This window comes from Streptomyces sp. NPDC088387, from assembly GCF_044753385.1.
Lineage (GTDB): Bacteria > Actinomycetota > Actinomycetes > Streptomycetales > Streptomycetaceae > Streptomyces.
The window spans coordinates 87,311-109,589 of record NZ_JBIVNC010000002.1; the positions used below are offsets into that span (position 1 = coordinate 87,311).

17 protein-coding genes and 6 pseudogenes are annotated in these 22,279 nt (G+C 68.2%); 7 read left to right on the forward strand and 16 right to left on the reverse strand.

Annotated features, from left to right (window positions below):
* Window positions 1-114: 114 nt before the first annotated feature.
* Entirely contained in the window at window positions 115-720 is a 606-nt protein-coding gene (locus ACIQAC_RS05060) for a dihydrofolate reductase family protein (RefSeq protein WP_402187087.1), read from the reverse strand.
* Between the two features lie 53 nt (window positions 721-773).
* Window positions 774-954 (reverse strand): annotated as a pseudogene (locus ACIQAC_RS05065) (diadenosine tetraphosphate hydrolase); the annotation flags it as partial.
* Window positions 955-1,180: 226 nt separating this feature from the next.
* On the opposite strand from ACIQAC_RS05065, the pseudogene ACIQAC_RS05070 reads away from it, so the two are divergent.
* Window positions 1,181-1,324: pseudogene (locus ACIQAC_RS05070) on the forward strand (TetR/AcrR family transcriptional regulator C-terminal domain-containing protein); the annotation flags it as partial.
* 312 nt (window positions 1,325-1,636) lie between these two features.
* Window positions 1,637-2,425 carry a class I SAM-dependent methyltransferase gene (locus ACIQAC_RS05075; RefSeq protein ID WP_402187089.1) on the forward strand — a complete coding sequence of 263 codons (789 nt, stop codon included), beginning with the start codon at window positions 1,637-1,639 and terminating at the stop codon, window positions 2,423-2,425.
* 759 nt (window positions 2,426-3,184) lie between these two features.
* On the opposite strand, the gene ACIQAC_RS05080 is transcribed toward ACIQAC_RS05075, so the two are convergent.
* Window positions 3,185-4,027 carry a DUF899 family protein gene (locus tag ACIQAC_RS05080; RefSeq protein WP_402187091.1) on the reverse strand — a complete coding sequence of 281 codons (843 nt, stop codon included), beginning with the start codon at window positions 4,025-4,027 and terminating at the stop codon, window positions 3,185-3,187.
* A gap of 183 nt (window positions 4,028-4,210) precedes the next feature.
* Here ACIQAC_RS05080 and ACIQAC_RS05085 point away from each other — a divergent pair, with 183 nt between their 5' ends.
* Window positions 4,211-4,348 (forward strand): hypothetical protein, encoded by a 138-nt coding sequence (locus tag ACIQAC_RS05085; protein ID WP_402187093.1) that lies wholly within the window; start codon window positions 4,211-4,213, stop codon window positions 4,346-4,348.
* Between the two features lie 265 nt (window positions 4,349-4,613).
* Here ACIQAC_RS05085 and ACIQAC_RS05090 read toward each other — a convergent pair.
* A pseudogene (locus ACIQAC_RS05090) lies at window positions 4,614-4,948 on the reverse strand (DUF317 domain-containing protein); the annotation flags it as partial.
* Window positions 4,949-5,162: 214 nt separating this feature from the next.
* Between ACIQAC_RS05090 and ACIQAC_RS05095 the strand changes: the two are divergent.
* Window positions 5,163-5,585, forward strand: a complete 423-nt coding sequence (locus ACIQAC_RS05095) for an SgcJ/EcaC family oxidoreductase (protein WP_402187095.1) — start codon at window positions 5,163-5,165, stop codon at window positions 5,583-5,585.
* 316 nt (window positions 5,586-5,901) lie between these two features.
* Here ACIQAC_RS05095 and ACIQAC_RS05100 read toward each other — a convergent pair whose 3' ends face one another.
* On the reverse strand, window positions 5,902-6,702 hold the full coding sequence (locus ACIQAC_RS05100) for an alpha/beta fold hydrolase (RefSeq protein WP_402187097.1): 801 nt from the start codon (window positions 6,700-6,702) through the stop codon (window positions 5,902-5,904).
* A 146-nt stretch (window positions 6,703-6,848) separates the two neighbouring features.
* Here ACIQAC_RS05100 and ACIQAC_RS05105 point away from each other — a divergent pair, with 146 nt between their 5' ends.
* Window positions 6,849-7,220, forward strand: a complete 372-nt coding sequence (locus ACIQAC_RS05105; RefSeq protein ID WP_402187099.1) for a DUF6896 domain-containing protein — start codon at window positions 6,849-6,851, stop codon at window positions 7,218-7,220.
* Window positions 7,221-7,413: 193 nt separating this feature from the next.
* Here ACIQAC_RS05105 and ACIQAC_RS05110 read toward each other — a convergent pair whose 3' ends face one another.
* From ACIQAC_RS05110 to ACIQAC_RS05125, 4 genes and pseudogenes are all read right to left on the reverse strand, one after another.
* A complete protein-coding gene (locus ACIQAC_RS05110; RefSeq protein WP_402187101.1) occupies window positions 7,414-9,381 on the reverse strand; it encodes a pentapeptide repeat-containing protein in 1,968 nt (655 codons plus the stop codon).
* Window positions 9,382-10,061: 680 nt separating this feature from the next.
* Window positions 10,062-10,241, reverse strand: a complete 180-nt coding sequence (locus ACIQAC_RS05115) for a hypothetical protein (protein WP_402187103.1) — start codon at window positions 10,239-10,241, stop codon at window positions 10,062-10,064.
* 198 nt (window positions 10,242-10,439) lie between these two features.
* A complete protein-coding gene (locus tag ACIQAC_RS05120; protein ID WP_402188184.1) occupies window positions 10,440-11,930 on the reverse strand; it encodes a helix-turn-helix domain-containing protein in 1,491 nt (496 codons plus the stop codon).
* Between the two features lie 852 nt (window positions 11,931-12,782).
* Window positions 12,783-12,950, reverse strand: a pseudogene (locus ACIQAC_RS05125) (pirin family protein); the annotation flags it as partial.
* 569 nt (window positions 12,951-13,519) lie between these two features.
* On the opposite strand from ACIQAC_RS05125, the gene ACIQAC_RS05130 reads away from it, so the two are divergent.
* Window positions 13,520-14,941: a glycosyl hydrolase gene (locus ACIQAC_RS05130; protein ID WP_402187105.1), complete on the forward strand. Its 1,422-nt coding sequence runs from the start codon at window positions 13,520-13,522 to the stop codon at window positions 14,939-14,941.
* A gap of 77 nt (window positions 14,942-15,018) precedes the next feature.
* Here the strand turns inward: ACIQAC_RS05130 and ACIQAC_RS05135 are convergent, their stop codons facing one another.
* Complete coding sequence (locus ACIQAC_RS05135) at window positions 15,019-16,392, reverse strand: GH1 family beta-glucosidase (protein ID WP_402187106.1); 1,374 nt, start codon at window positions 16,390-16,392, stop codon at window positions 15,019-15,021.
* A gap of 323 nt (window positions 16,393-16,715) precedes the next feature.
* Here ACIQAC_RS05135 and ACIQAC_RS05140 point away from each other — a divergent pair, with 323 nt between their 5' ends.
* On the forward strand, window positions 16,716-17,756 hold the full coding sequence (locus ACIQAC_RS05140; protein WP_402187108.1) for a LacI family DNA-binding transcriptional regulator: 1,041 nt from the start codon (window positions 16,716-16,718) through the stop codon (window positions 17,754-17,756).
* Between the two features lie 19 nt (window positions 17,757-17,775).
* On the opposite strand, the gene ACIQAC_RS05145 is transcribed toward ACIQAC_RS05140, so the two are convergent.
* From ACIQAC_RS05145 to ACIQAC_RS05170, 6 genes and pseudogenes are all read right to left on the reverse strand, one after another.
* On the reverse strand, window positions 17,776-18,201 hold the full coding sequence (locus tag ACIQAC_RS05145) for an enoyl-CoA hydratase-related protein (protein ID WP_402188186.1): 426 nt from the start codon (window positions 18,199-18,201) through the stop codon (window positions 17,776-17,778).
* 28 nt (window positions 18,202-18,229) lie between these two features.
* A pseudogene (locus tag ACIQAC_RS05150) lies at window positions 18,230-18,571 on the reverse strand (enoyl-CoA hydratase/isomerase family protein); the annotation flags it as partial.
* Window positions 18,568-19,422, reverse strand: coding sequence for an alpha/beta fold hydrolase (locus ACIQAC_RS05155; protein ID WP_402188188.1), 855 nt, complete (start codon window positions 19,420-19,422; stop codon window positions 18,568-18,570). The pseudogene ACIQAC_RS05150 and the gene ACIQAC_RS05155, both read right to left, overlap by 4 nt.
* A 316-nt stretch (window positions 19,423-19,738) precedes the next feature.
* Window positions 19,739-20,443 (reverse strand): ThuA domain-containing protein, encoded by a 705-nt coding sequence (locus tag ACIQAC_RS05160; RefSeq protein ID WP_402187110.1) that lies wholly within the window; start codon window positions 20,441-20,443, stop codon window positions 19,739-19,741.
* Complete coding sequence (locus tag ACIQAC_RS05165; RefSeq protein WP_402187111.1) at window positions 20,440-21,432, reverse strand: aldo/keto reductase; 993 nt, start codon at window positions 21,430-21,432, stop codon at window positions 20,440-20,442. Before ACIQAC_RS05165 ends, ACIQAC_RS05160 begins: the two co-directional genes overlap by 4 nt.
* Window positions 21,429-22,279: pseudogene (locus ACIQAC_RS05170) on the reverse strand (carbohydrate ABC transporter permease). Before ACIQAC_RS05170 ends, ACIQAC_RS05165 begins: the two are co-directional and overlap by 4 nt.

Here is a 22,279-nt window from a genome sequence, read left to right on the forward strand (position 1 = left end):
ACGTGCACCAGCACGGAACCGGCAGCGGAAGTGACCGTGCTCGGCTGTCAGGGTGCACTCTCCACGTTCACGCGGGCGCTTCGCCGCACAGTCAGGACGGCGGACACGGCGACGTCATGCGGGGGCGCCGAGCGGCGGGTGCTCAAGTACGCGGGGCTTGTACTCGACCAGCTGAATGCGGCCGTCGAAGGTACGGTGCTCGATCATCTCGAGGGCGACGTCCGGATAGCCGTCGTAGATGCGTTCTGCGCCCGTGGCTCCGGTGATCACCGGGAACATCACGACCCGGAAGCGGTCGACGAGTCCGGCACGCAGCAGGGACCGGGACAGGCTGAGGCTGCCGATCGTGCTGAGGAGCCCCGCGCCACTCGCCTTCATTGCGCGGACCGCCTCGACGGCATCGTCGCGGACGAGGGTGGAGTTGGCCCACGTCAGTGGCTCCTCCAGTGAGGAGGAGAACACCACCTTGGGCGCCTGCGTGAGCTCGTCGACGGACGCTTCTTCTTCGGGCCGGAACTCATCCTGGCCGTGCGGGACCTCGCCTGCGGCGAAGCCCGACATCACGCGGTAGGTGTTCGCTCCCATCAGGTGGGTGACCTCGGGCTGCTCGCCGAGCCACGCGAGGTACTCCGGGCCCTCGAGGCCCCAGAACCCGGGCCATCCCTCTCCCGATGCGTAGCCGTCGAGGGAGGTGATGAAGTCAACGAGAAGCTCCGACATGGCGGTGTCCTTTCGTACGTGTCACTACCTTGGACCGGCCGGGAGCCACAAACTCATCGGCCGCGCTGACGCGACTCGTCCAGGTCACTGCCGATCGCATCCCGCAGCACAGCATGCTGAGGACCGAGCCTGAACCGCTCCTCACTCCACCGCTCACGCGGATACAGCCACACCGGCGTGCAAGAACGGGTCCGTGTTGCCGAGGATCTCCAGGTTGACCCGGCGGAAATCAGGGGCCCCCGGCCGATTTCAATCTCCGTCAACGAGACGGCGCGCGGGCCGGCGTCCGATGAGGCTCTCACTGAGTTCCCACAGGCGTTCCGCGGCGTCCGGGGCGACCGAGAAGAGGATGTTGGCCGTCTTCGACTGGGCACAGCCCATCCACGGGTCGTAGGGGCGGCGCGGCGCGCGTGAATATCGGGTCGTCGAAGTCGACGGCGGCCGGCCGACCCAGTTCCTCGGAATGATCTCCAACTACGTGTTCTGGCCGCGGATGCTGCTCGCGCACTGGGAGCCCGACGACTCCGCCGTCATTAACGCGGTCGACCAAGCGGTACTGACCATGCTCGCCCGATACGGCGCGCCAGGGACCCACGGCACCTGAGACACAAGGTGCCCCCACCGCTGTGCGGCAACCACCCGATACCTCCCGCCCGGGCAAGGCCGACACCCCATCGCGTACGCACTCACCGGTCCCCATCGTGGCCGTTGGGGCGCCGGTGGAGTGGGGACCTGCGTTGGTGCAGCGTGTCGCGGGTTCCCACGAAATCCGGTGGAGTCTCGGCGGCCGTAAGTGGTTGGGTCCTCCTCAATGCTTCGCCGACACGGCCGGCCGGCCCGGCACGGTGCGAGGCGCAACGTCCGAATCGCAGGTGTGGTCCAGCCCGCGTGTCGTCGAGTGATGGAGGTTGTCGCGGTGGCTGGTTATGGGGCGCTTTCCGACGTGTACGAGTGGCTGATCGGGGACGACAAGTTGACCCCCGCCACGGCAGCCGCGGTCTACTACAGCGATGTCGTGGGCTCTCTGCCGCCCAACGCGCGCGTCCTCGACTGCGCGTGTGGGACCGGCCAGCTCGCGGTCGGTCTTGCGAGTCTTGGCCTTGACGTGGTCGCCGCAGACGCCAGCGGTGGGATGGTTCGCCGGACCACGCAGGCCGCCAATGAGCAGGGTGTCTCGCTTCGAACCCTCCGCGCGAGCTGGGACGAGCTGCCCGACCACCTGGAGGACTCCACGTTCGATCTGGTGTACTGCGTCGGCAACTCGCTCGGGCACGCCGAGGGAGCAGCCGGGCGCCTGACCGCACTGGACGCGATGTCGCGGCTGCTGAAGCCGGGCGGACGCCTCGTGCTCACGTCACGCAACTGGGAGCTTGTGCGCTCCGCCGGCTCACGGGTAGACGTCCGCGATCGACTCGTCCGCCGCAACGACCGCGATGCGGTCGTCAGCTACTTCTGGCAGATCGAGCAGGACTGGGAGCAGGAGCACTTCCTCGAGATCGTGATCGCCCAGATCGAGCCGGACGGGGCGGTGCGAGCCTGCTCGGAGCGGTTGTCCATCTGGCCCTACCGGTACGAGGACCTCGTGGCGCAGTTGCGCAGTGTCGGGCTCTCGGTGCAGTCCACCACCTTCGACCCCGAGAGCGACAACTACCTGGTGGTCGCCGGCCGCGACCAGGCGCGAGGCACGTCTGAGCCGGCGCGCTGATCCGCCTTTCGTCCGGCAACGCGTTGCGGCCCGGATGGCGCTCGGGATCTACCACCACATGGCGCGTCCGAGCGAGCGGCAGTTCGACATCCTCGTGCTGCGCGAGGCTGTCGGTTTCAGTACCCGGGATACCGGTCTGATCATGGGCATCAGTGAGGCCACGGTGCGCTCTGTACACCGCACGGCCAACAGGCCGCGCACGACCTGCGTGTGTGTGCCGCGGCACCGTCCACCATCACGGCGCCGCGGCCCGCATCAACACCTTCAACTCCCGCCGCGATCCCGACGGCGCACTCACCTTCGCCAGCCTGCTCTACCTCGCCGACCAAGACGAGGGCGCCCAGTTCTGGTGGCACTACGCGGCCGGTGCCGGCAACGTCACCGCCGCCCTGTGTGTATACCTCCTCCACCTGCGCCACGGAGACATGAACGATGCCACCCACTGGGCCGGCCAGATCAGCCTCCTCAACCTCCTGAGCTGGGACACGTACACGCCCGCGTCGCCCACCACACGGACACCGGCCACGCCGACCTCACCCACGGACCGGCCGTCCGCTACACCCTCCCCTCCCCCGGCCCCACCGTCTCCGAGACCGCGGTCATGCCGTCGACAACCTCCACACCCTGCACAACGGTGACCTCGGCCCCATCCCCCAGCCCGTCGCCGCCCTCGTCGAACACTGGAACGAACTCGTCACCTCATGACCACGTCAGTGGCGCATCCATCGATGCAAGAGTCCTCGATCGCCCCATCCGCCATCAGTGGCAGTGACCGGGCTCGGTGGCCGGGCCGGTGCCGGTGGTGCCCAAGTCGTCAGAGCGGCCTGCGTCGACGCGCGGCCACTGTGCTGTGGGACGTCCAATCGGGCGCTCCTCCGACAGCTGCGGCCAGTCGGGAGCCCCGCCCAGGGTCCGTGTGGCCTGCCCGAGGCGCTGCCAGCCTGCCGGTGAGTCCTCCCAGTCCTCCTGGCGCCCGAACACCGTGAGGTCCATGAGCGCGTAGCTGTAGTCCACCGCCTCGGCCCCGCGACGCTTGGTCCAGTAGGTCTCGAAGACACGGTCGCCGTCGCGCAGGTAGCACACCAGGTGGAACAGGCCGAGCTCCCGGCCGACGAGAAGCGACTCGAGCGAGGGCTGGGCGGAGTACCACGACATCGTCCAGCCCATGAAGGCGCGGTAGCGCAGGCTCTCCTCGTACGACGTCTGCGCGTCGGCGAAGCCGTAGGCGGTGTTCCGTCCCTGGCTGAACACGGCGAAGGTGATGTCACGGGAGTGCAGATAGGCCAGCTCGCCCACGTGGCTCATCACCCAGGTACAGCCTTCGCACTGCTCGGCGGCCGGCCGGCCCGGCCACCACATGAAGTAGTAGGCGATCATCTGGCGTCGCCCCTCGAACGCGTCCAGCAGCGTCACGGGACCGTCCGGCCCCAGCAGCGGGCTGTCCGCGGCCACCTCGACCATCGGGAGCCTGCGGCGCGCGGCGGCGATCGCGTCGCCCTCACGGGTGTGGGCCTTCTCCCTCGCCCGCAGCTCCTCCAGCTGCTCCTCGAAGTCCGCGCGGTCGACGACCAGCGGTTGTGCCTTGCTCGGGTTCTCAGACATCAGCGGCTCCTAGGATCGCTTCGTCGTGACTGCGGGTCGCTCCTCAGCAACGTATACGCAGCGGGGTCGGCCGGGGCACCTGTGGACAGAGGACCGCAGGCACGTACCGGCGGCAGGCAGACGGGTCACCGGAGAGCGGGCAACTGGCGAAGGATGGCGGCAGCGATCACGCAAGGGGGCCGCGTGCGGCTGACGATCAACACCGAGACAGACACCTACGAGCAGGCAGTCGCCGCAGTGCAGGCCGCCTACGGGCTACGCCCCGCCACGCATGTCGACTGGCCGGAGGCTGCGGTCGTGGACCCCCGTCCCGGCCCGTAGGGCATCGGCAGCGACGACCTCGGAGACGGCTGAACGGAACAGTTCCAGATGGTCGCCGCACTGGCGCCCGGAGCCCGAGCGGTCCTGCGCCGGATCACATACCTGGGCGGCACCGCTACCTACGACACAGTGCAGCAGTACTTCACCGACCATCCCACCGTGGTGATGAGAGACAGGGCAACGCGCGTGAGGGATGGAATCCCTGGAGCGCCAGGGACCGAAGAGCGGCCTCTGGCGCGGGAGTTCGGCCCGGGAACACGGGTCGGATGTGCCGAGCAGTTTCCAGGATGCGTTCCACGGCCGCAGCGACGACGGCCGCCGGCGTCTCCGCGCAAAACGAGATGCTGCAACCAGGGACCTTCGCCGTCCCGGTCACGGCGATCTTCCACCCTTCACCGTTGGTACCGGGGCGGCCGAGCGGAACGATCCGAGGTAGAAGCGGCCGTCCGCCGAATTGACGTGGACGTCCGCTCGGTCGTCCACGACCAGGTGGAAGTCCTCGGCGGTGAACAGGTCCATGACGAGGGTGGGTCCTCCAGGGTCGAGCTGCCACTCACGCAATCGCAGGGTCTCGACGGTGGTGGAGAACTCGGGGCTCATATGAGCCAAGATCACAGACAATCACCTTTCTGACCTGGGCTTTTACCAGAAGGTGATCTACGTTGACATGCCGGTGCACACCCTGGCGAGCCCTTCGCGCGCTTTTCCTTAGCGGATTCTCATTGCGGTGCGCTCCGCACGGCGGTCACCTGGCAATTGGCGGGTCAGCGAGAGGAGTTGACCTCAACATAGCTTGAGGTTCTAGGTTTCCCCCATGGACACCACGAACTCCACTCTCCCCACCAACGACGCCGACGAGCAGCGGATCCGCGAGTTGGTCGCGCGGTCCCAGGAGGCTCAGATCGACCCGGACGTGCTGCCTGCGCTGCACGCCGAGAACTTGGTGATCGTCAACTTGGCTGGGCGGCGCCTCTTCGGGCGTGACGCCTTCGCTTCAGCCATGGCCGAGGCGCTCTCTTCCCCGCTCAAGGACATCCGGACCTCACTGGAGGTCGACGACATCCGGTTCACCACCCCCGACGTCGCCATCGTGAGCCTCACCAAGACGGTCCACGACGAACGGTATGCGGCGGCGGGCTCGTCTGAGCTGCCGTCGGTCGGTGTCATGACCTACGTCCTGACCCGCCAGGGCGACGACTGGCTCATCGCCCTGGCCCAGACGACACCGGTCCACTGAATCGGCCAGAGGCCGATTTCCGCGAATGCCGTGTCGTGTGAGAATCCGATCCATCAGCGTTCTCAGACGACACGGCGACTCCTCAGGTCGAAAGCCCATCGACTGACGGATGTGCTGTGGCAGGAAAGCAGTTGGCGGGCCACGCCGCCGCCCTTGGTCTGCAACACGCTCGGTTTCACCGGCGCAGTCTCAGGCCGATGTCATGTGGCAGGTCAGCAGCTCGCGGGGGGCGGTGTCGGAGTAGTCGTCAAGACCTGTGGATCGATGGCTATCTTCAGAGTCTGACCTTCGTGTCGTTGTGACCGCGCTGGGTTTCTCAGGCGAGGCCATCGAGGAAGTCCGAGAGCGCGGTGTACAGGGCTTCAAGCTGTTGCAGGTGCAGATCGTGTCCGGTGCCGGGGATGCTCATGGCCGTGATGGCGGGCCGCCGGCAGAGCACTTCGTTGGCTTCCTGTGCAGGGATGAAGCTGGATTGGGCCAGGACGACCAGCGTGGGGCACGTGACCTGACCCCACTCGTGCCAGAAGGAACGTCGGGCGTTCTCTGCCGGCGAGCGGACCATTACGTCCCGGTCGAAGCGAGGCCACCATCCGCCGTCGTGTTCTTCCAGTCCGGCTGCCCAGCCTGCGCCGACCGGTCCGCCGCCGAGGAACGCGGCCGCCGCTTCGCGTGAGGGGAACGGTGTCGGCCACGAATCGAGCCATGCGCCGATGTCCGCGGGAACGTTCGGGTTGGGACCGCCTGGGCCGACCTCGACGAGCACGGGCGCGCGGACAAGTCCGGGGTGCGCGGCGGCGGTGAGCATCGCTGTGTGCCCGCCTAGGGACTGGCCGGCCAGGACGGGCCGTTGCAGGGCCAGCTGGTCAACAACGGCGGTGACGTCGGCGACGTAGGCGGCGCGGGAGACGTCCTGCGGGTGGCGCTCGCTGGCGCCGTGCCCGCGCTGGTCGACCGCAACGACCCGATACCTGGAGCTCAAGTTCCGTGCCAGCACGTCCCATTCACCCGCGTGACCGGCCAGGCCGTGCAGCAACACGATCGGCTGTCCCGACCCACCCCAATCCCGGCAGGCAAGCGGGACCCCGTCTCGCACCAGCACGTGTTCAGACCATGCCACGCCGGCCCCCAGGGAATCGGCTGGCCCAACTGATCGTTTCAGAACGCCGTCCTGCGGAGACGCTGGCGGCCCATGGAACAATCCCTTCAGCCACGGGCTCAGGGGGATGGCGCCATATGGAACGGGTTGGGGATGCACGGGAGCTCGTGCTCGGTTACGTCGACGCTCTGAACACGGTGGACGAGGCCATGAGGGCGGCGATCCCCTCGCTTGTGCGACTCGCGGATGTTCTCAGCCTGGTCCGTTCGCGCCGGATCAGCCGGAGTGGGCAGATCGACACCTACTCCTACACGGTTCATGGGGCAGGGTGCCGTTTCGTATGCGACAACGGCGCTGAGGTTGATGTGGACTTCGCAGCCGACGGGAGCGAAATCTTCGACCTCTGGCGGCTGCGCTGGTACGGGCTGAGCCTGCCGGAGCCTCTTGACGTCACGGATGAGGACCTTCGGACCGCGCTGCGGTCCCTGCGGCCGCTTCTCGCCGAGGTGCGGCCGGGGTGGTTCAGCGTCGCCAGCTGATCGCGTGCCCGGGGTCCACCAAGAGTGACGACGGCTTCCGCCGTATTCACCGCCGTCCGAGACAACAGTACGTCCGGGACTCGAAATGAACTCCTGCTCCTGGCAACAGCGTTGGTGCAATAGCGACGGATTCACCCCAACGTGTGCTCACCATCGCGCCGGTGCGTCGGCCCGGTGCTGTCGGCATGTTCGGTCACCGCTTGATGCGGCCTCGGATGGCGAGCAGCCCGAGTCCGAGCAGTACTGGTTCCGCAAGGCGAGAGGCCATCTCGGTGTAGGTGCCGGTGGTGGTCAGGTCCTGACCGGAGGATCGGAAGATCACCGAGTTGACGACCACCCGCAGGGACTTGTCGAACCTCTCGCCCGACAGCCGCTCTCCATACGGTCCGTCGGGGTTGGCGAGGTCGGGTGATTCGGTGGTCATCCTGATCGTGCGGCCGACGAGGCTGCCGGTGCTCTGGGTCGTCGGGTCCTGCCGGGGCAACCCCCACAGCATCATGACGAGCACGGTCGCGGTCATGGCCACGAGCAGCCAGCCGAAGGCTCGGGAAGCGCGCATGCCGTAGCCAGACAGCGCCCAGTAGGCAGTCAACAGGCTCCGCTCGCCACGGGGGATGTCGTCGGCATGGCGCCGCATCTCCATCTCGCCGTAGTAGAAGTCGGCAGCACCGGGCTCGTGTTTGCCGTCTTCGAGCGACTTGCGCAGCGCACGGTACACCGGTGCCAGCGCGGCCGGCTCCAACACATCCACCTGCGGAGGGGCGGGCGTCCACCCGTCGGCGTCCGCGGTGCGGCTGGCTCGCCAGTGGTGCTCTTCGGCGACAACTCGGCGGGGCGTCCACCGCACCGGCCTCGCGTCCCGCCACCGCAGTCCCGGCGGGACGGTTTCCAGGCGATATCGCCCCTCCAGACGCAACTGGTCCAGATGGACGGCTCCGGCGAACAGGCAGGCTGAAAGGTCCACGCCGTTCAGTACGAGGTACGCCGCGTCCACTCCCCGTAGCGAAACCACCTGCACGCGGGAGTCAGCCAGACCGGGTTCGGCCATGTCCCTGCGTCCCAGGGCAAAGGGCCGGGGCAGGGCGGCGACGGTCAACGGGTACTCCACCACCGCGTCGCTCAGATCCACCGACGCGTACCTCAGCCGCAGCGTCGCCGACGACATCCACCGTGTCCGCCGGCAGCACACCGCACTGGCCGACGCCTCTATGATCACGGCGCTGTTGAACACCGCCTCTGAGAGATCCAGTGTCCCCGTACAGGCCAGCGGTCCCACGCCCGTGGCTCGTTCGAACACGGTCTTGCGGAAAGTGAGGTCGGTGCCGAACTGAGCCCCGCGGAACCATACGTCACCACCAATCTCAGCATCGTCGAAGAAGGCACCCTCACCCACGCCGGCCCCCTCGAAGCGAACCTGACCGCGGATCCTGGCCCCATCGAAGACGGCTCCCTCGTCGATCGTTACATCGTCAAACAGGACGTTTCCGCCGATCCATGCATCGCGGAATGCGGCGCCGGCGCTATGTACGGTCGCTCCGGCGAAGTTGACGTCGCCCTTCTCAATCTGCGCCTGATCGAAGTGCACGTCACCGTAAATCTGGGCCGTACCGAAATAGGCGCCGTCCCGGATGCTCACAAGATCGAACTGGCAGTCACCGCGGATCTCCGCCCCGGCGAACCAGGCTTCGCCCGCGATCACCGCATGGCCGAAGTACGCGGCACCGCAGAGCTCAGCATTCATGAACATCAGGTCGCCGTCGACCGTCGCTTCTTGGAACGAGGTGTGGCCTTTGATTTTCGCCTTCTGGAACAGAGCCTTGCCCTCGATCGTCGTTCGGCCGAATTCGGCAGCACCTTCGATCTCGGCCCCGGCGAACAGCGCGGCGCCGCCGAACGCCGCCTCGGTGAACACCGCATCACCGCTGATCTTCAACCGGCTGAACTCGGCGTCCCCGTCGAACCGGGCCTCGCTGAACTGCGCCTGTCCCATGACCGGTCGCCTCATGGACGGTGCGGTGACAGCGGCGAGGAGCGAACTCAGTAGCTCCGCCGTGAAGGAGGTGCCGCGGTGGTCGAGATCCGCGCCGGGCCGGAGGGCGGTCAAGTAGACCGAGCGGTCGGCATGGGCAAGGTGCGCAAAGCAAGCGGCATACGGCTCCACTTGCCGACCAGCGCAGCCAGCGCCTTGTGAACCAGAATCGTGGGTGCACCGGGGCCAGGAGGATGCCTCATTGAGCATTTGGGAAGCCGTCACCTTGTCCAGGACGAGCAGCTGCGGCAGGCGGTTGCGACCTACGGGGTCCGCAGCCTGACAGGCCACCTTGCATGAAGATCGGGCGGCCCGGGAGTTGGCTTTATCGAGCAGTAGCGCGACATGGCTCCGTCGTAGAGGGTGATCAGCGCGCGGGTGAGGAAGTCTGCGTCGGTCGCGATGCCGCTTTCTGCCTCGGCATGGAAGACACCCTCCAGATTCCCGCTTGAGACGGGCCGCCGCGATGCGGGCTGGTGCTGAAGACCGGTGGCGGAAGCAAGAAGGCCGAGTCGTCGACGATGCTGCGCTCCAGTGCGGCAAAGAACAGAGCGTCCTTGCTGTCGTAGAGCTGGTACAACGGCTTCTTGGATATCCCGGCGTTCTCGCAGAGCGCCTCAGGTGGAGCGGCCCCGGGCCATGCCAGGTCCGCCGCCCGGCACCCCTCAGATGCCCAACCCATGACTCGGGACGTCGCGCCGAGCACCCGAGGGCGACGGCTCGGGACGCCGCCTTCGGCAATCCGTGGCAGACGGCATGTCTGCCCGAATGACCTCTGACAGCGCCGTGCACTGCCGCTCGACGAGTGCTTGTCAGAGTTGGTGCTGGAGCCACCAGAAGCCGAATCCGACGATGCCTCCGCCAGCGGCGTAGGAAGCGCCGCGCAGAGCACTGGAGAGGACAGCGTTGCGGCGTCGGTGGATCCATGCCGTGGCCCTGGTGAGCCGGCTGGAGTCTTGCCGGACGGGGGTGGGAAGGTCGGGCTCGCTCATAGTGAGGCTCTTTCGTGTGACGAGGATCAGTGGTGGTCTGGTCGGCGGTGTCGCTGGCGGCCACGGTTTCTGGTGCCCGTTCGGGCCGATCGATCGGCGGTGGGGTCGGTCCGTGAATTGCTGACCGTGCGTTGAAGACGCTGAGGCGAGAGCCTGCGTGTCGCCGCGACATGCACCGGAGGCCGCAGCCGGTGGGGCTCAGACTCCGCTGTTGGTTGGCGAGGGCGGCGGGGACTCGTTGTCCCAGGCCGCTGCAATGTCGTCGTGAACCGCCGAAAGTGCTCGGACGGGAACCTCGGGCCGGCGGTGGCGTGGTTCGGCAGGCAACTCAGGCTCGTCCCGGTGTTTTCCCTGGATGCCGTCCACGAGGCCCGCGTCCATAGCAAGTCGGGGCTGGCCAGGGCCAACTCCGCGCGCGCCCCGCGTGTCGTAGTCAGCAACCAGAAATACTTCGAGGTTGAACTCCCGACGAAGGCGGCGCCGCAATACGGCGTCCAGGGCTCGATGCCACGTGGCGGAACGCAGCACGGTGGCGGCCGTCCTGTCGGCCACGAGCACGGGTACGTCCAGCTGACGACGCCGCAGGCGTGCATCCAAAAGTGTGGCAGCGCGTAGAACAAGCATCTCTCGACGGCTGAGCACGCCTGAGCGGTTCTGTAGAAGTTCACCCCAGGCCTCGCGGACACGTTCATTCAACTCGGGACAGTCCGCGCACGTGGCCCTGCCCATCACGGCGTCGGAGAGCCTGACACGCAAGGTGGCGCCGCAGCGCAGGCATTCCACTGTCCAGGGCTCCTCGAAGCCGCGATAGCGCTCCAGGGAGTCGAATTCCGCCTTGCGGAGCAGACGCCGTGCCCTCTCCTGCGAGACCTCGCCCTTGGAGTTCCCCGCAATCTCGACCTGAAGCTCCTCCACATCGCGCCTGATCGTCTGATGGACGGAGTCGGTGTGCTGCTGCGCCCGTTGCCAGGCGTCGAGCCATACGGTGTGACGGCGATCAGGCAGTCCGCACCCGATGAGGAATGCCCGCATGGACGTCACCGACGCTGGGGTCTGACGTCGCTCGGAAATCCTGCATGCGGTACTGCGCGACAACCCGAGGCCGGCGGAACGTGCCCTTTGCTCCATGAGTCGGTAGGGAGGCGCTCCGTGGGACAGACGCAACTCTGCGAGGGCAGCGGAGAGGTCCGGGAAATCTCTGATGAGGTGAGGTCGTGGTGCCTCGCCCGTGGTGGTTCGACCACCCTTCCGCGCACGGTAGGCATCGAGCCACAGACGATCTATCTCGTCAACGTCCAGCTTGCACGCGTGCGCGAAAGCGCGAGCCGCCTCCAGCTTGGGGACCACGGCGCCGGACGCCGCTCGCTGCAGAGTCGTAGCGCTATAGTCTCGCGTCTGTTCCGAGAGTTCAGCAAAGGAAAGACCGCGTTGCTTCCGTCCTTCGCGTAACGCGATAGCGAGCTTGCCCAGGGGGCTCAAGTGGTCCGGGACCTGTTTTTGGGGGCGTGTCACCGCTTCACACCCCGCTTCCCACGACAGGATGAAGATTTTCCACCGATGGCGCTCCAATGTCTCCATGTTCCCCTGCGTGAGGGGAATTTTGCGGCTCCAACCAACAGACGCCCAGCGGTAGTTGGCGCTACCGGAAAGGCGCACAGCATCCTGCCACTTCGACGCCTGCCACAGCATGCAGTTCACGGATGATGCGTTTCAGTCCCGCATCAACAAGCACACCGCATACGGCATGAGACGAATTAAATTAACCCCTGACCAGCAGCTCTGTGTACGGGTAGGCGATGCCCCTGCGCTCGGGAGATCATTTAGGGGAAGGTCGGATTCATTCCGTCTCGAAGAAGCTTGCGGGAATGCCGGTGTACCTGACAGCATCCAGCGGGCCGCCGCTCATCGCGACGGCACCCTGTCTCTATGGCTCCAACCACAGCTGAACAGGGATTTCGAGTCGGAAGCGTTGGCGCGCTACACGACTCGCGAAGAGTCGACCACCACCAAGGGGTCGACTCTTTCGCATGTGCAGCACGATCCGATGAGATTTGCGATCATGTTGACACTAACCCCTGTGTAAATGTGCACGTTATCGATTGATCACGCTCGAGCGAGATAGAGGGGGCGGTCTAGGTGCGCAACGCGCCCCATCGTGCTCAGCCGGCGGAGACAGCACTCGGGAGCTCAGGGGCCTCGAGATTGAGGTGCGCCTCGGCGGACTCAGGGCCGCACTCAGCCTTCCAGGAGAGGGGTTGTCGCCTGTCTACAACCCTGGGCGCCGAGAGCTTGGTGGGGTCCAGGCCAGGCGCCGTGGACCCCACCAAAGCGGTGTCTGCTCGACTGCGGCTCCGACCTTGAGGCCGCTGCACTCGCTGAAGCGACGCAGGCGCAGATCGGATCGAAACTGACGGACCGTCAGTAGGGTCAGCACCGGGTCAGGGGGCCCAACGAGCACTCGATCGCTGGAGGTTGTCATGGTGAGTAGCCGGCTCTCGGCACCCCGCACACGAGCCGCCAGCTCTCCGTCATACCCCCAGGTCAACGTGCCCTTCCCCGAGGCTTCAGCGGCACCGCCGGCAGCTCGGGCGCGGGCAGCGGGGCGCCGTCATACCCCTTGACCTCTCCGAAGCGGGTGCCGGTCATCCAGTCGGTGCGGGCCTGCTCGATCTCGGCCTGAGTGCGCCCGATCCAGTTCCAAGGGAGTTCGTCCCGCGTCGGCTTGCGAAGTGTAGCCCGCGCCGCCTGCTGGTAGTGGTAGGCGATCACGCGGGCCGTCGCCCCTGTCCAGTCCGTCCCACCTCCTTGGCGGCGAAGAACACCTGCCGCACACCTCGACGTTCTGCCCGGTACGGGCAAGATGTCGGAACAGTTTTACCGGGTCCTGCCAGGCGGCCCGCCGTGCCGGGTCCCCCGCCTTGCGGCTGGCCGGACCCGCTCGACCCCGGCGGCCATGTCCTGCACGGCCGGGGCGAGCCGCGACGCATGACCGCTGGGCATCCCGGTGGCACGCGTACGCCCGGTACCGGCAATCGCCGGTACCGAGCATAGCTGTACGAACCGGATGACTTACTTGTTCGTTTTAGTGACGGGGCGTCCAATCCGTTGACACAGCCTGGACGGGGCTCTAACTTCCAATTCGCTCCCCGGGGAGCAGCGTGTGACATCGATGTCAGATCGGCACATCCACCAGCGGCCCGCCGGTCGTGGTGAGTTGACTCCATGGCACTCAAGAGAGGTCTCTCCCCTTGAGATCAAAGATCCGCTCGCACAAACGCATGGCTGTTCTCCTGGCCTTCGCGACATTCGCCGCCGGCTGGCTGGTCTCGTCGCCGTCCCAGGCGGCTCCCGCACCCGCTCCGGCGGCAGCCCAGTTCGACCGGTCCACACCGGACGACGTGATCAACTATCTGAACCAGATCAGCGGCAGTCGCGTGATCAGCGGCGTCCACAACAAGGAGCCGCTGAGCAACCCGTCCCACTACACCGCGCAAGCTCACTCCATCACCGGGAAGTGGCCGGGCCTGTGGGGCGGGGAACTGGGTTTCCGGGCATCCGACATCGGCAACCGCCAGACCCTGATCAACCAGGCGAAGACTGAGTGGGCCAACGGCTCACTGGTGAGCCTTACCTGGCACATGTGCCGCCCGGACGTGGCGAGCTGCGAGTTCAACGGAGGCATCAACGGCTCCCGGCTCTCGGACAACGAGTGGCGGCAGCTGATCACCAACGGCACCTCCATGAACAACGCCTACAAGTCCAGGCTCGACGCCGTGGTGCCCTACCTCCAACAACTGGAGGACGCTGGGATCCCGGTGCTGTTCCGGCCGCTGCACGAGATGAACGAGGGCTGGGCCTGGTGGGGCGGACGCCCCGGCACCAACGGCAGCGCCCGGCTGTTCCAGATCACCCGCGACTACCTGGACGCCAAGGGCCTGGACAACATCGTCTGGGTGTGGAACGTCAAGGACACCAACGCCAACGGCGGTTCGGGCGGGGTTCCCGGCTTCTACCCCGGCGACAACTACGTGGATGTCGCGAGCCTCGACCCCTGGTTGCAGACCTGGCCGGGCAACAACTGGTACCAGGCCCTGCTCAACGTCGCTCACGGCAAGCCCATCTCGCTGGCCGAGGTCGGCGCCGTGCCCACCCCCTCTCAGCTCGCGTCCCAGCCGCGGTGGTCCTGGTTCATGATCTGGTCGGAGTTCCTCACCTCGGCCAACTCCCCCTCCCGGCTGCAAACCACGTTCAACAACTCACGGGTGTTGAACCAGGGGCAGTTCACGGTCCCGGGTAGCGGCGGACCAGGCACACCCGCCACCGGAGCCATCACCGGCGTCGGCGGCAAGTGCATCGACGTCGCCGGCGGCAACACCACCAACGGCACCCCCGTACAACTCAACGACTGCAACGGCTCCACCGCCCAGACCTGGACCGTCGCCACCGACAACACCCTGCGCGCCCTCGGCAAATGCCTCGACGTCACCGGACAGGGCACCACCAACGGCACACCACTCCAACTCTGGGACTGCAACGGCTCCGGAGCCCAGAGATGGACCACCGAAACCGACGGCCACCTCAGAAACCCCCAGTCCGGCCGCTACCTCGACGCCCCCGGCGGCAACACCGCCAACGGCACCCGCCTCCAGATCTGGGACCGCAACACCAACCCCTGGCAGACCTGGCACCTACCCACCTAGCCAGGGGTACGCCCCCGAGGGCCGTCCGAGCATGTAGGACGGCCCTCACCGCGTTGTCGCGGGCGCGGGGGCGGCGCTCAGGTCGCCCGGGTGCGCCGCCGGAGGAACTCCCGCAGCCACAGGGCGCTTTGCTTCGGTGTCCGTTCCATGGTGTCCCGGTCCACCGAGACGAGTCCGAAGGTGGGGCCGTAGCCGTGGGCCCACTCGAAGTTGTCCAGCAGGGTCCACACGAAGTACCCGCGCACGTCGACGCCCCGGGCACGGGCGTCGGCAACCGCGTTGATGTGCGCCGACAGGAACGCGATGCGGTCCTCGTCGCGCACCGGCCCCGCCTCCGGCGCCCGGTCAGGGAAGCCGCCCCCGTTCTCGGTGATCACCAACGGCACGGCCGGATACTCGCGGTGGACGCGAACGAGTAGGTCGGTCAGCCCGCCCGGGGTGATCGGCCAGCCCAGGGCCGTCCTGTTCCCTGCACGGACCGCGGCCCCGTCGGCACGGATCCGTTCGCTGTAGTAGTAGTTGATCCCGAGCATGTCCAGCGGCGTGGCGATGACCTCCGCGTCACCCTCGCGTCTCGGCAGCACCACGCCTTCGCGCGCGAGCCCCTCGATCACGTCCGCCGGATACCGGCCCGTCAGCAGTGGGTCGAGGTACATACGGATCCCGAGGCCGTCCGCCCAGTGGGCTGCCGCGGCGTCCTGTGGGCTGTCGGTGGCAGGCAGGCTCGGCGTGAGGTTGAGCGTCACTCCGAACCGGTGCGCCGCTCCGGAGCGCTCCCGCATCCGGCGTACGGCCTCGCCGTGGCCCAGCAGAAGGTGGTGGACGGCGTGCATGGCCGCGCCGCGGTCGCGGCGCCCCGGCGCGTGCATCCCGTCCGCGTACCCGTACATCGCCACGCACCAGGGCTCGTTCAGCGTCGTCCACGACGTGACACGGTCACCGAGCCGGTCGAGGACGAGCAGGGCGTAGTCGGCGAACCGGTGGGCGGTGTCCCGGTTCGGCCAGCCTCCGGCATCCTCCAGCTCCTGTGGCAGATCCCAGTGGTAGAGCGTCACCCAGGGGTCGATCCCCTTCTCCAGCAGTCGGTCCACGAGCCGCTCGTAGAAGTCCAGGCCCGCCGGGTTCGCCGCGCCCGTGCCACCGGGCTGGACCCGCGGCCACGACACCGAAAAGCGGTAGGTGTCCACTCCCAGGCCCGCCATCAGGTCGACGTCCTGTGGCATCAGCCGGTAGTGGTCGCAGGCCGTCTCGCCGGTCTCGGCGCCGGCCACCGCTCCGGGGACGCGGCAGAAGGTGTCCCAGATCGAGTCTGTGCGGCCGTCGGCAGCGGTGGCACCCTCGATCTGGTAGGCGGAGGTGGCCACTCCGAAGCTGAAGTCCTCCGGGAGCTGTCCGGCACGGCTGGGCGGCGGGGGGATGTCAGACACGGGGCGCTCTCCTCGGCTCTGCATCGGGCGCCGGCGTCCACAACGGTCGCGGCGGCGGGTCCGTGCCAGGTTAGGAGCTGGGTTTGAGCTCTGTCCATAAAACGTTTGAGTTGATCGGGAAAACCGGCCGCTCCCGGGGTTCCGAACGTCGAGTCGGCGGTGAACTCGCGACGGACACCGCACTTAGCAAGCACCGTGCAATCGCTTACAATGAGGCGGTTCCGCGTCCACCGGTCGCATCGGACGAGATCGGCCGCCCAGATGCTGGCACGCTCTACCACTGCTGATCCTCAGGACCTCGAGTCCTGGCGGGCCGGCACACGACGACACGAAGGTGGACAAAGTCTGTGAGTCGGTCGGCAGCCTCCTCGGAGAGCGGACGCAGAACCACCATCAGGGATGTCGCCCGGGAGGCCGGGGTATCACCGGCCGCGGTGACACTCGCGGTGCACGACAAACCGGGGGTGTCCGCCAAGACCAGGGAACGCATCCTGAGAACCGTACGGGAGCTGGGGTGGAGCCCGAACCAGGCCGCGCAGTCGCTGTCGGGCCGGGCCCCGCACACGGTGGGTCTGGCCATTGCCCGGCCGGCCCGCATGCTCGGTCTCGAACCGTTCTACATGGAGTTCGTCTCCGGCATCGAGAGCGTCCTCGCGCGACGCTCCTGCTCGCTCCTGCTACGGCTGGTGGAACCGGACGAGGAGACCCAGGTCCACCGGGAGTGGTGGCAGGGCAACCGGGTCAGCGGCTCCATCCTGGTCGACCTGCGGGTGAACGACCCGCGGATCGCCGCGCTGTCCGAACTCGGCCTGCCTGCCGTGGTGGTCGGACACCCCTCGCTCGCGGGCCCGTTCACGTCGGTGTGGACGGACGACGCGGCCGCGATCGGTGAGGCCGTGCGCTACCTCGCCGCGCTCGGCCACCGCCGTATCGCCCGGGTGGGCGGCCCCGCCGAGCTGGGGCACAGCGCCATCCGCACCCAGGCGTTCACGGAGACGGCCCGGGAGCTCGGCGTTCAGGGGCGCACCGTGGTCGCCGACTTCTCCGCGGACCAGGGCAGCAGGGCGTGCCGCACCTTGCTGGTGTCGGCCGAGCGCCCGACCGCCATCGTGTTCGACAACGACCTCATGGCTGTCGCGGGACTGGGTGTCGCGTCCGAGCTCGGCATGTCGGTTCCGCGGGACGTGTCCCTGCTGGCCTGGGACGACTCGCAGCTGTGTCAGCTCACCCGGCCGTCCCTGTCCGCGATGCAGCACGACGTCTTCTCGTTCGGGGCGGATGTGGCGGAGACGCTCTTCGAGGTGATGGCATCGCGGGAGGTCGAGTCGCACGCGGCCCAGGCGCCGCGTCTGGTGCCTCGCGGTTCCACCGCTCCGCCGATCGTCTAGACCACGTGCCGGTCGGCGGTCACACGCCCCGGAACTCCGGAGCCCTGCGCTCGCGGAAGGCCGCCTGTCCCTCCCGGAAGTCCTGACTGGCCCAGCAGGCGTCCTCCAGCTCCGCCAGTTCCGTACCGCCGTCGTGGGTGACGTCGGCGGGGGCGGCGGCCCGCTCGATCGCGAGCTTGGCGGCCCGCACGGACAGCGGCGCGTTGGCCGCGATCGCGGCAGCGCTCTCCCTCAGGGCCGGTTCTCCTCCGGTACTGGTGACCAGGCCCGCCCGCAGCGCTTCGTCGGCGGTGTAGCGGCGTGCCGTGTACAGCATCTCCCGGGCGACGGCGGGGCCTGTCGCCTCGACGAGGCGCCGCACCGCGTAGGAGGGGTACGACAGGCCCAGCCGGGCGGCGGGCAGCGCGAAGCAGGCGGTCTCGTCGGCGATGCGCAGGTCGCACAGGGTGGCCGGGTGACGCCGCGCCGAAGCAGTAGCCGCGGACGAACGCGATGGTCGGCTTCGGCAGTTGGTGCAGGGTGCGGAAGACGGTGTCCTGGGCGCCCTGGTAGTGGCGGTGTTGCGTGGCGCTGGCCACCGGGTCCTGGAACGTGGTGATGTCGGCTCCGGCGCAGAACGCCGTGGGGCCGTCGCCGGTGATGACGACGACGCGCACGGCCTCCTCGGCGGCGAGCCCGGCGAGGACGCCGCCGAGGTCGTCGATCATGGGCAGGGACAGGGCGTTGTGCTTGGCCCGGTGGGACAGGGTCACCCGTCCGACCGGGCCGTCGACGTCGGCCAGGACGCGTCCGGTCGCACGGTCCCGCCCGTTCACGGACGGACCTTGTGGGCGGCGAGGAAGTCTAGGACGAGCCGGTTGAAGACGTCAGGTTTCTCGAAGTAGACGGTGTGTGCGGCGTCTTCCACCATGGCGAGTTCGGCCTCCTGGAGGAGTTGTTGTACGGCCCGCCCGACCGCCGGCGGCACGGTGCGGTCCTGTGTGCCCCAGACCAGGAGGACGGGCAGCCGGGCGGCCAGCTCCCGCAGTTCGTCGCCCATCACGTCGGCGTCGAGGCGCTCGCGGATGTAGGCGGCCAGCGTGGCGAAGGACTGGGCCGCCCCGGGTGAGTTGTTGACCAGGAACTCCTCTTCCTCCATGGCGCCGGTCACGAGGGCCGGGTCGTGGATGATGCGGCGGAGCTTGGCCGCCACACCCTGCCGGCTCTGGTTCGTCGCGCCGGCGGGGATACGGCCGCCGCCTTCGGCGCCGACCGGTACCAGGCCCATGCTGCCGATCAGGACGAGGGCGGAGATCCGCTCGGGGTGGTCGGCGGCGTAGCGGCCTGCGACGGCCCCGCCGAGCGAGCTGCCGGCCACCGTGACCCGGGGGGGCGTCGAGGCTGTCGACGAAACCGGCCAGGAACCGGGCGTACCCGGCGAGGGTGCAGTCGATGCCGGGGCCCTTGGCGGCGAATCCGTGTCCGGGCAGGTCGACGGCGTAAGCGCGATATCCGGCGGTGGCGAAGGCGGGGAGCTGGTGGACGAAGCGCCCCGGTCACGGTGATCTCCGGGCTGCAGGCGAGGTAGCGGGGGCCGGGTGTCCGTCCGGCGTCGATCTCCTTCTTGAGTACGACGTCGACCCGGGGGTGCAGGGCGGCGGCGGAGAAGACGCTGGTGTAGCCGCAGTCCAGGACGGTCCTGGCGTTGTGGACGGCGGTCATCATGGCTTCTTCGGGCGGCACCGTGGTGAACTCCACCGCCCGTCCGTCGGGGAAGCTCAGATGCCCGTGCGGCTCGGTCAGGCCGGGCATCAGGGTCGCTCCGCGGCCGTCCACGACGTGGGTGTCGTCCGGCCGTTCGAGGGTGACGCCGGGCTCGCCCACTGCGGTGATGCGGTTGGCGGTGACACGGACCGAGCCCGGTCTGCGGTGTTCGCCGATGCCGTCGAAGATGTGGACGTTCTCGACGATGTACGAGGTCATGGAAGTACTTCCCCGGGTGGTCACAGCTCCCGTACCGCCTCGTCGTCGTGTCCGAGGGCCCAGGCGGCCTCCCGGAGCAGCAGCCGGCACCGCTCGGGCGATCGGTAGGAGCGGGTGTCGTGGCCCAGGGCGTCGTAGACGGTGCGCCGACCGTGGTGTTCGGTGAGGACGACGAGCGGATGGCGGCGGTCCTGGTGGAGGTGGTGGACGGGCCGTACGGCGGTCTCGTCGACCTTGAGACGGGTGTAGCGCTCGTCGGTGACGTCGAAGGAGGCCAAGCCTTGGGTCACGGGGTGCCGCCCGGCCGGGTCCACCTCCACGTGTGCGGTGTCCAGCGGGGGATGCATGGAGTGGCCGGTGATCCATCGGGTACCGATCCGCTCTCCCCACTCGGGCACGTCACGGAAGCTGAGGGCGGCGCTGTGGACGCCGATGACCGGGCGGGCGGACCGCAGATAGCGGATCAGCGCCGCGTGTGCCTGCTTCCACTCGGCCTCCGGTTCCGTGGTGGTGCCGGCGTCGGCCGGGTCCGGGCCCCTTCCGGTGTTGACGACGAGCAGGTCGGTGGTCTCCAGTCGCTCGAACGCGGCGGGCACGGTGCCCAGCACGGTCCAGGCGACGCCGAGCGGTTCAAGGACGCGGGCGATCTCCCGGGAGGTCGCGGCGTGGTCGTGCCACTGGTCGCCGTAGCGGCCGGTGCCGGCGAGGATCAGCACGTGGGTCATCGAGGGTGGTCCTCCTGGGGTGCGGGAAGGGTGCCGCTGGTCGCGGGAATCGGGGCGTCCTCGCGGAGCAGTCCGGCGGTGGTCAGGTCGTGCCAGAGTTCCGGGGGCAGCGGCCGCCGCATCAAGGCGGCGTTCTGCCGCGTCTGTCCGGGGGTCCGCGGGCCGGTGAGGACGGTGGTCACGGCCGGGTGGCCCAGCGGGAACTGGATCGCCGCGGCGGCCGTCGGCACCCCGTGGCCGTGGCAGACCTCCGCGATGCGGCGGGCGGTGTCGCGGGTGGCGGAGTCGACCGGGCGGTAGTGGAAGGAGGCGTCCGGGACGCCGTCGATCAGGCCGCCGTGCAGGGCTTGGGCGACGACGACACGGACACCGCGGCGCAGGCAGGCCGGCAGCAGTTCGTCAAGGGCGGTGGTGTCGAGCAGGCTGTACTGACCGGCCATCAGCACCACGTCGGGTGTGGCGTGCTGGACGAATTCGGTGAGCATCGCCGCCTGGTTCATGCCGACGCCGACGGCCCGGACCAGGCCCTGGTCGCGCAGTTCGGCCAGGGCGGGCCAGGCTGCCGTGACGGCCTCGTGCCAGTGGTCGTCGGGGTCGTGGAGGTAGAGCAGGTCGATGTGGCGGGTGCCCAGCCGGTGCAGGCTCTCCCGGACCGAGGTCCGCACGGCGTCCGCACCGAAGTCGAACACCCAGTCGCGGCCGGTGCCCCGACTGTCCGGGTGGCCGGGCCTGACCAGCCGTCCGACCTTGGTGGACAGCACGTACTGCGAGCGCGGGTGGTGCGCGAGGGCTTCACCGAGTCTGCGTTCGGAGACTCCGGAGCCGTACATGGGGGCGGTGTCGAAGTAGCGGATGCCGAGGTCCCAGGCCCGTCCGACACAGTCGTGCGCGGTGCGGGCGCCGATCTCCCGCCGGGCGATGGCGGCGGCGCCGAAGCCGAGTTCGGGCAGGTGCAGGGGGTCCTTGGTGGGCGGAGGCGGCCGTGTCATCCCTTGAGACCTCCGCTGAGCAGGTCGAGCCGCCAGAAGCGCTGCACGAACAGGATCATGGCGACCAGTGGGATAACGGACAGGGCAGCGCCGACGAGCAGCGCGGAGTACAGAGTCGGTTCGCCCGCCCCCTGGCTGATCATGGTGTAGAGGCCGAGGGTGAGCGGGAACTCGTCCGAGTCGGAGAGCATCAGATAGGGCAGCAGGAAGTTGTTCCAGATGCCGATGAACTGGAGCAGGAACACCGTGACAAGTCCCGGCAGCGTCAGCGGTACGACCACCGTGCGGAAGATCCGGGTCTCCCCGGCGCCGTCGACGCGGGCAGCTTCCAGCAGTTCGGTGGAGACGGCGGCACCGGCGTAGACCCGGCAGAGGAAGATCCCGAACGGGCTGATGGCGCTGGGCAGCAGCACCGACCAGTAGGTGTTGGCCATGTCGAGCTCCGCCATCACGAAGTACTGCGGAATGGCGAGGGTGATGCCGGGGACGAGGACGCCGGCGAGCAGGACCCGGAAGGCAGTGTCACGGCCGCGGAAGGCGAACTTGGCCAGGGCGTAGCCTGCCGGGCAGGAGACGGCCGTGGACAGCAGCGCTCCCCCAGCGCGTACAGCAGGGTGTTGCCGACCCAGTCCAGGTAGATGTGGTCCTCGTAGGCAAACAGGTTCCTGAGGTTCTCGGTGAGTCCGGAGCCCGGTGCCAGTGTCGAGGTGCTGAACAGTTCGCCGGTGGACTTGGTGGCGGCGACGATCATCCATCCGACGGGCAGCAGGCAGTAGGCGGCTCCGATCAGGAGCAGCGCCGTCGGTATCGCGGTGCGGGGCAGGCGTGGCGGCTCGGCACTGGCCAT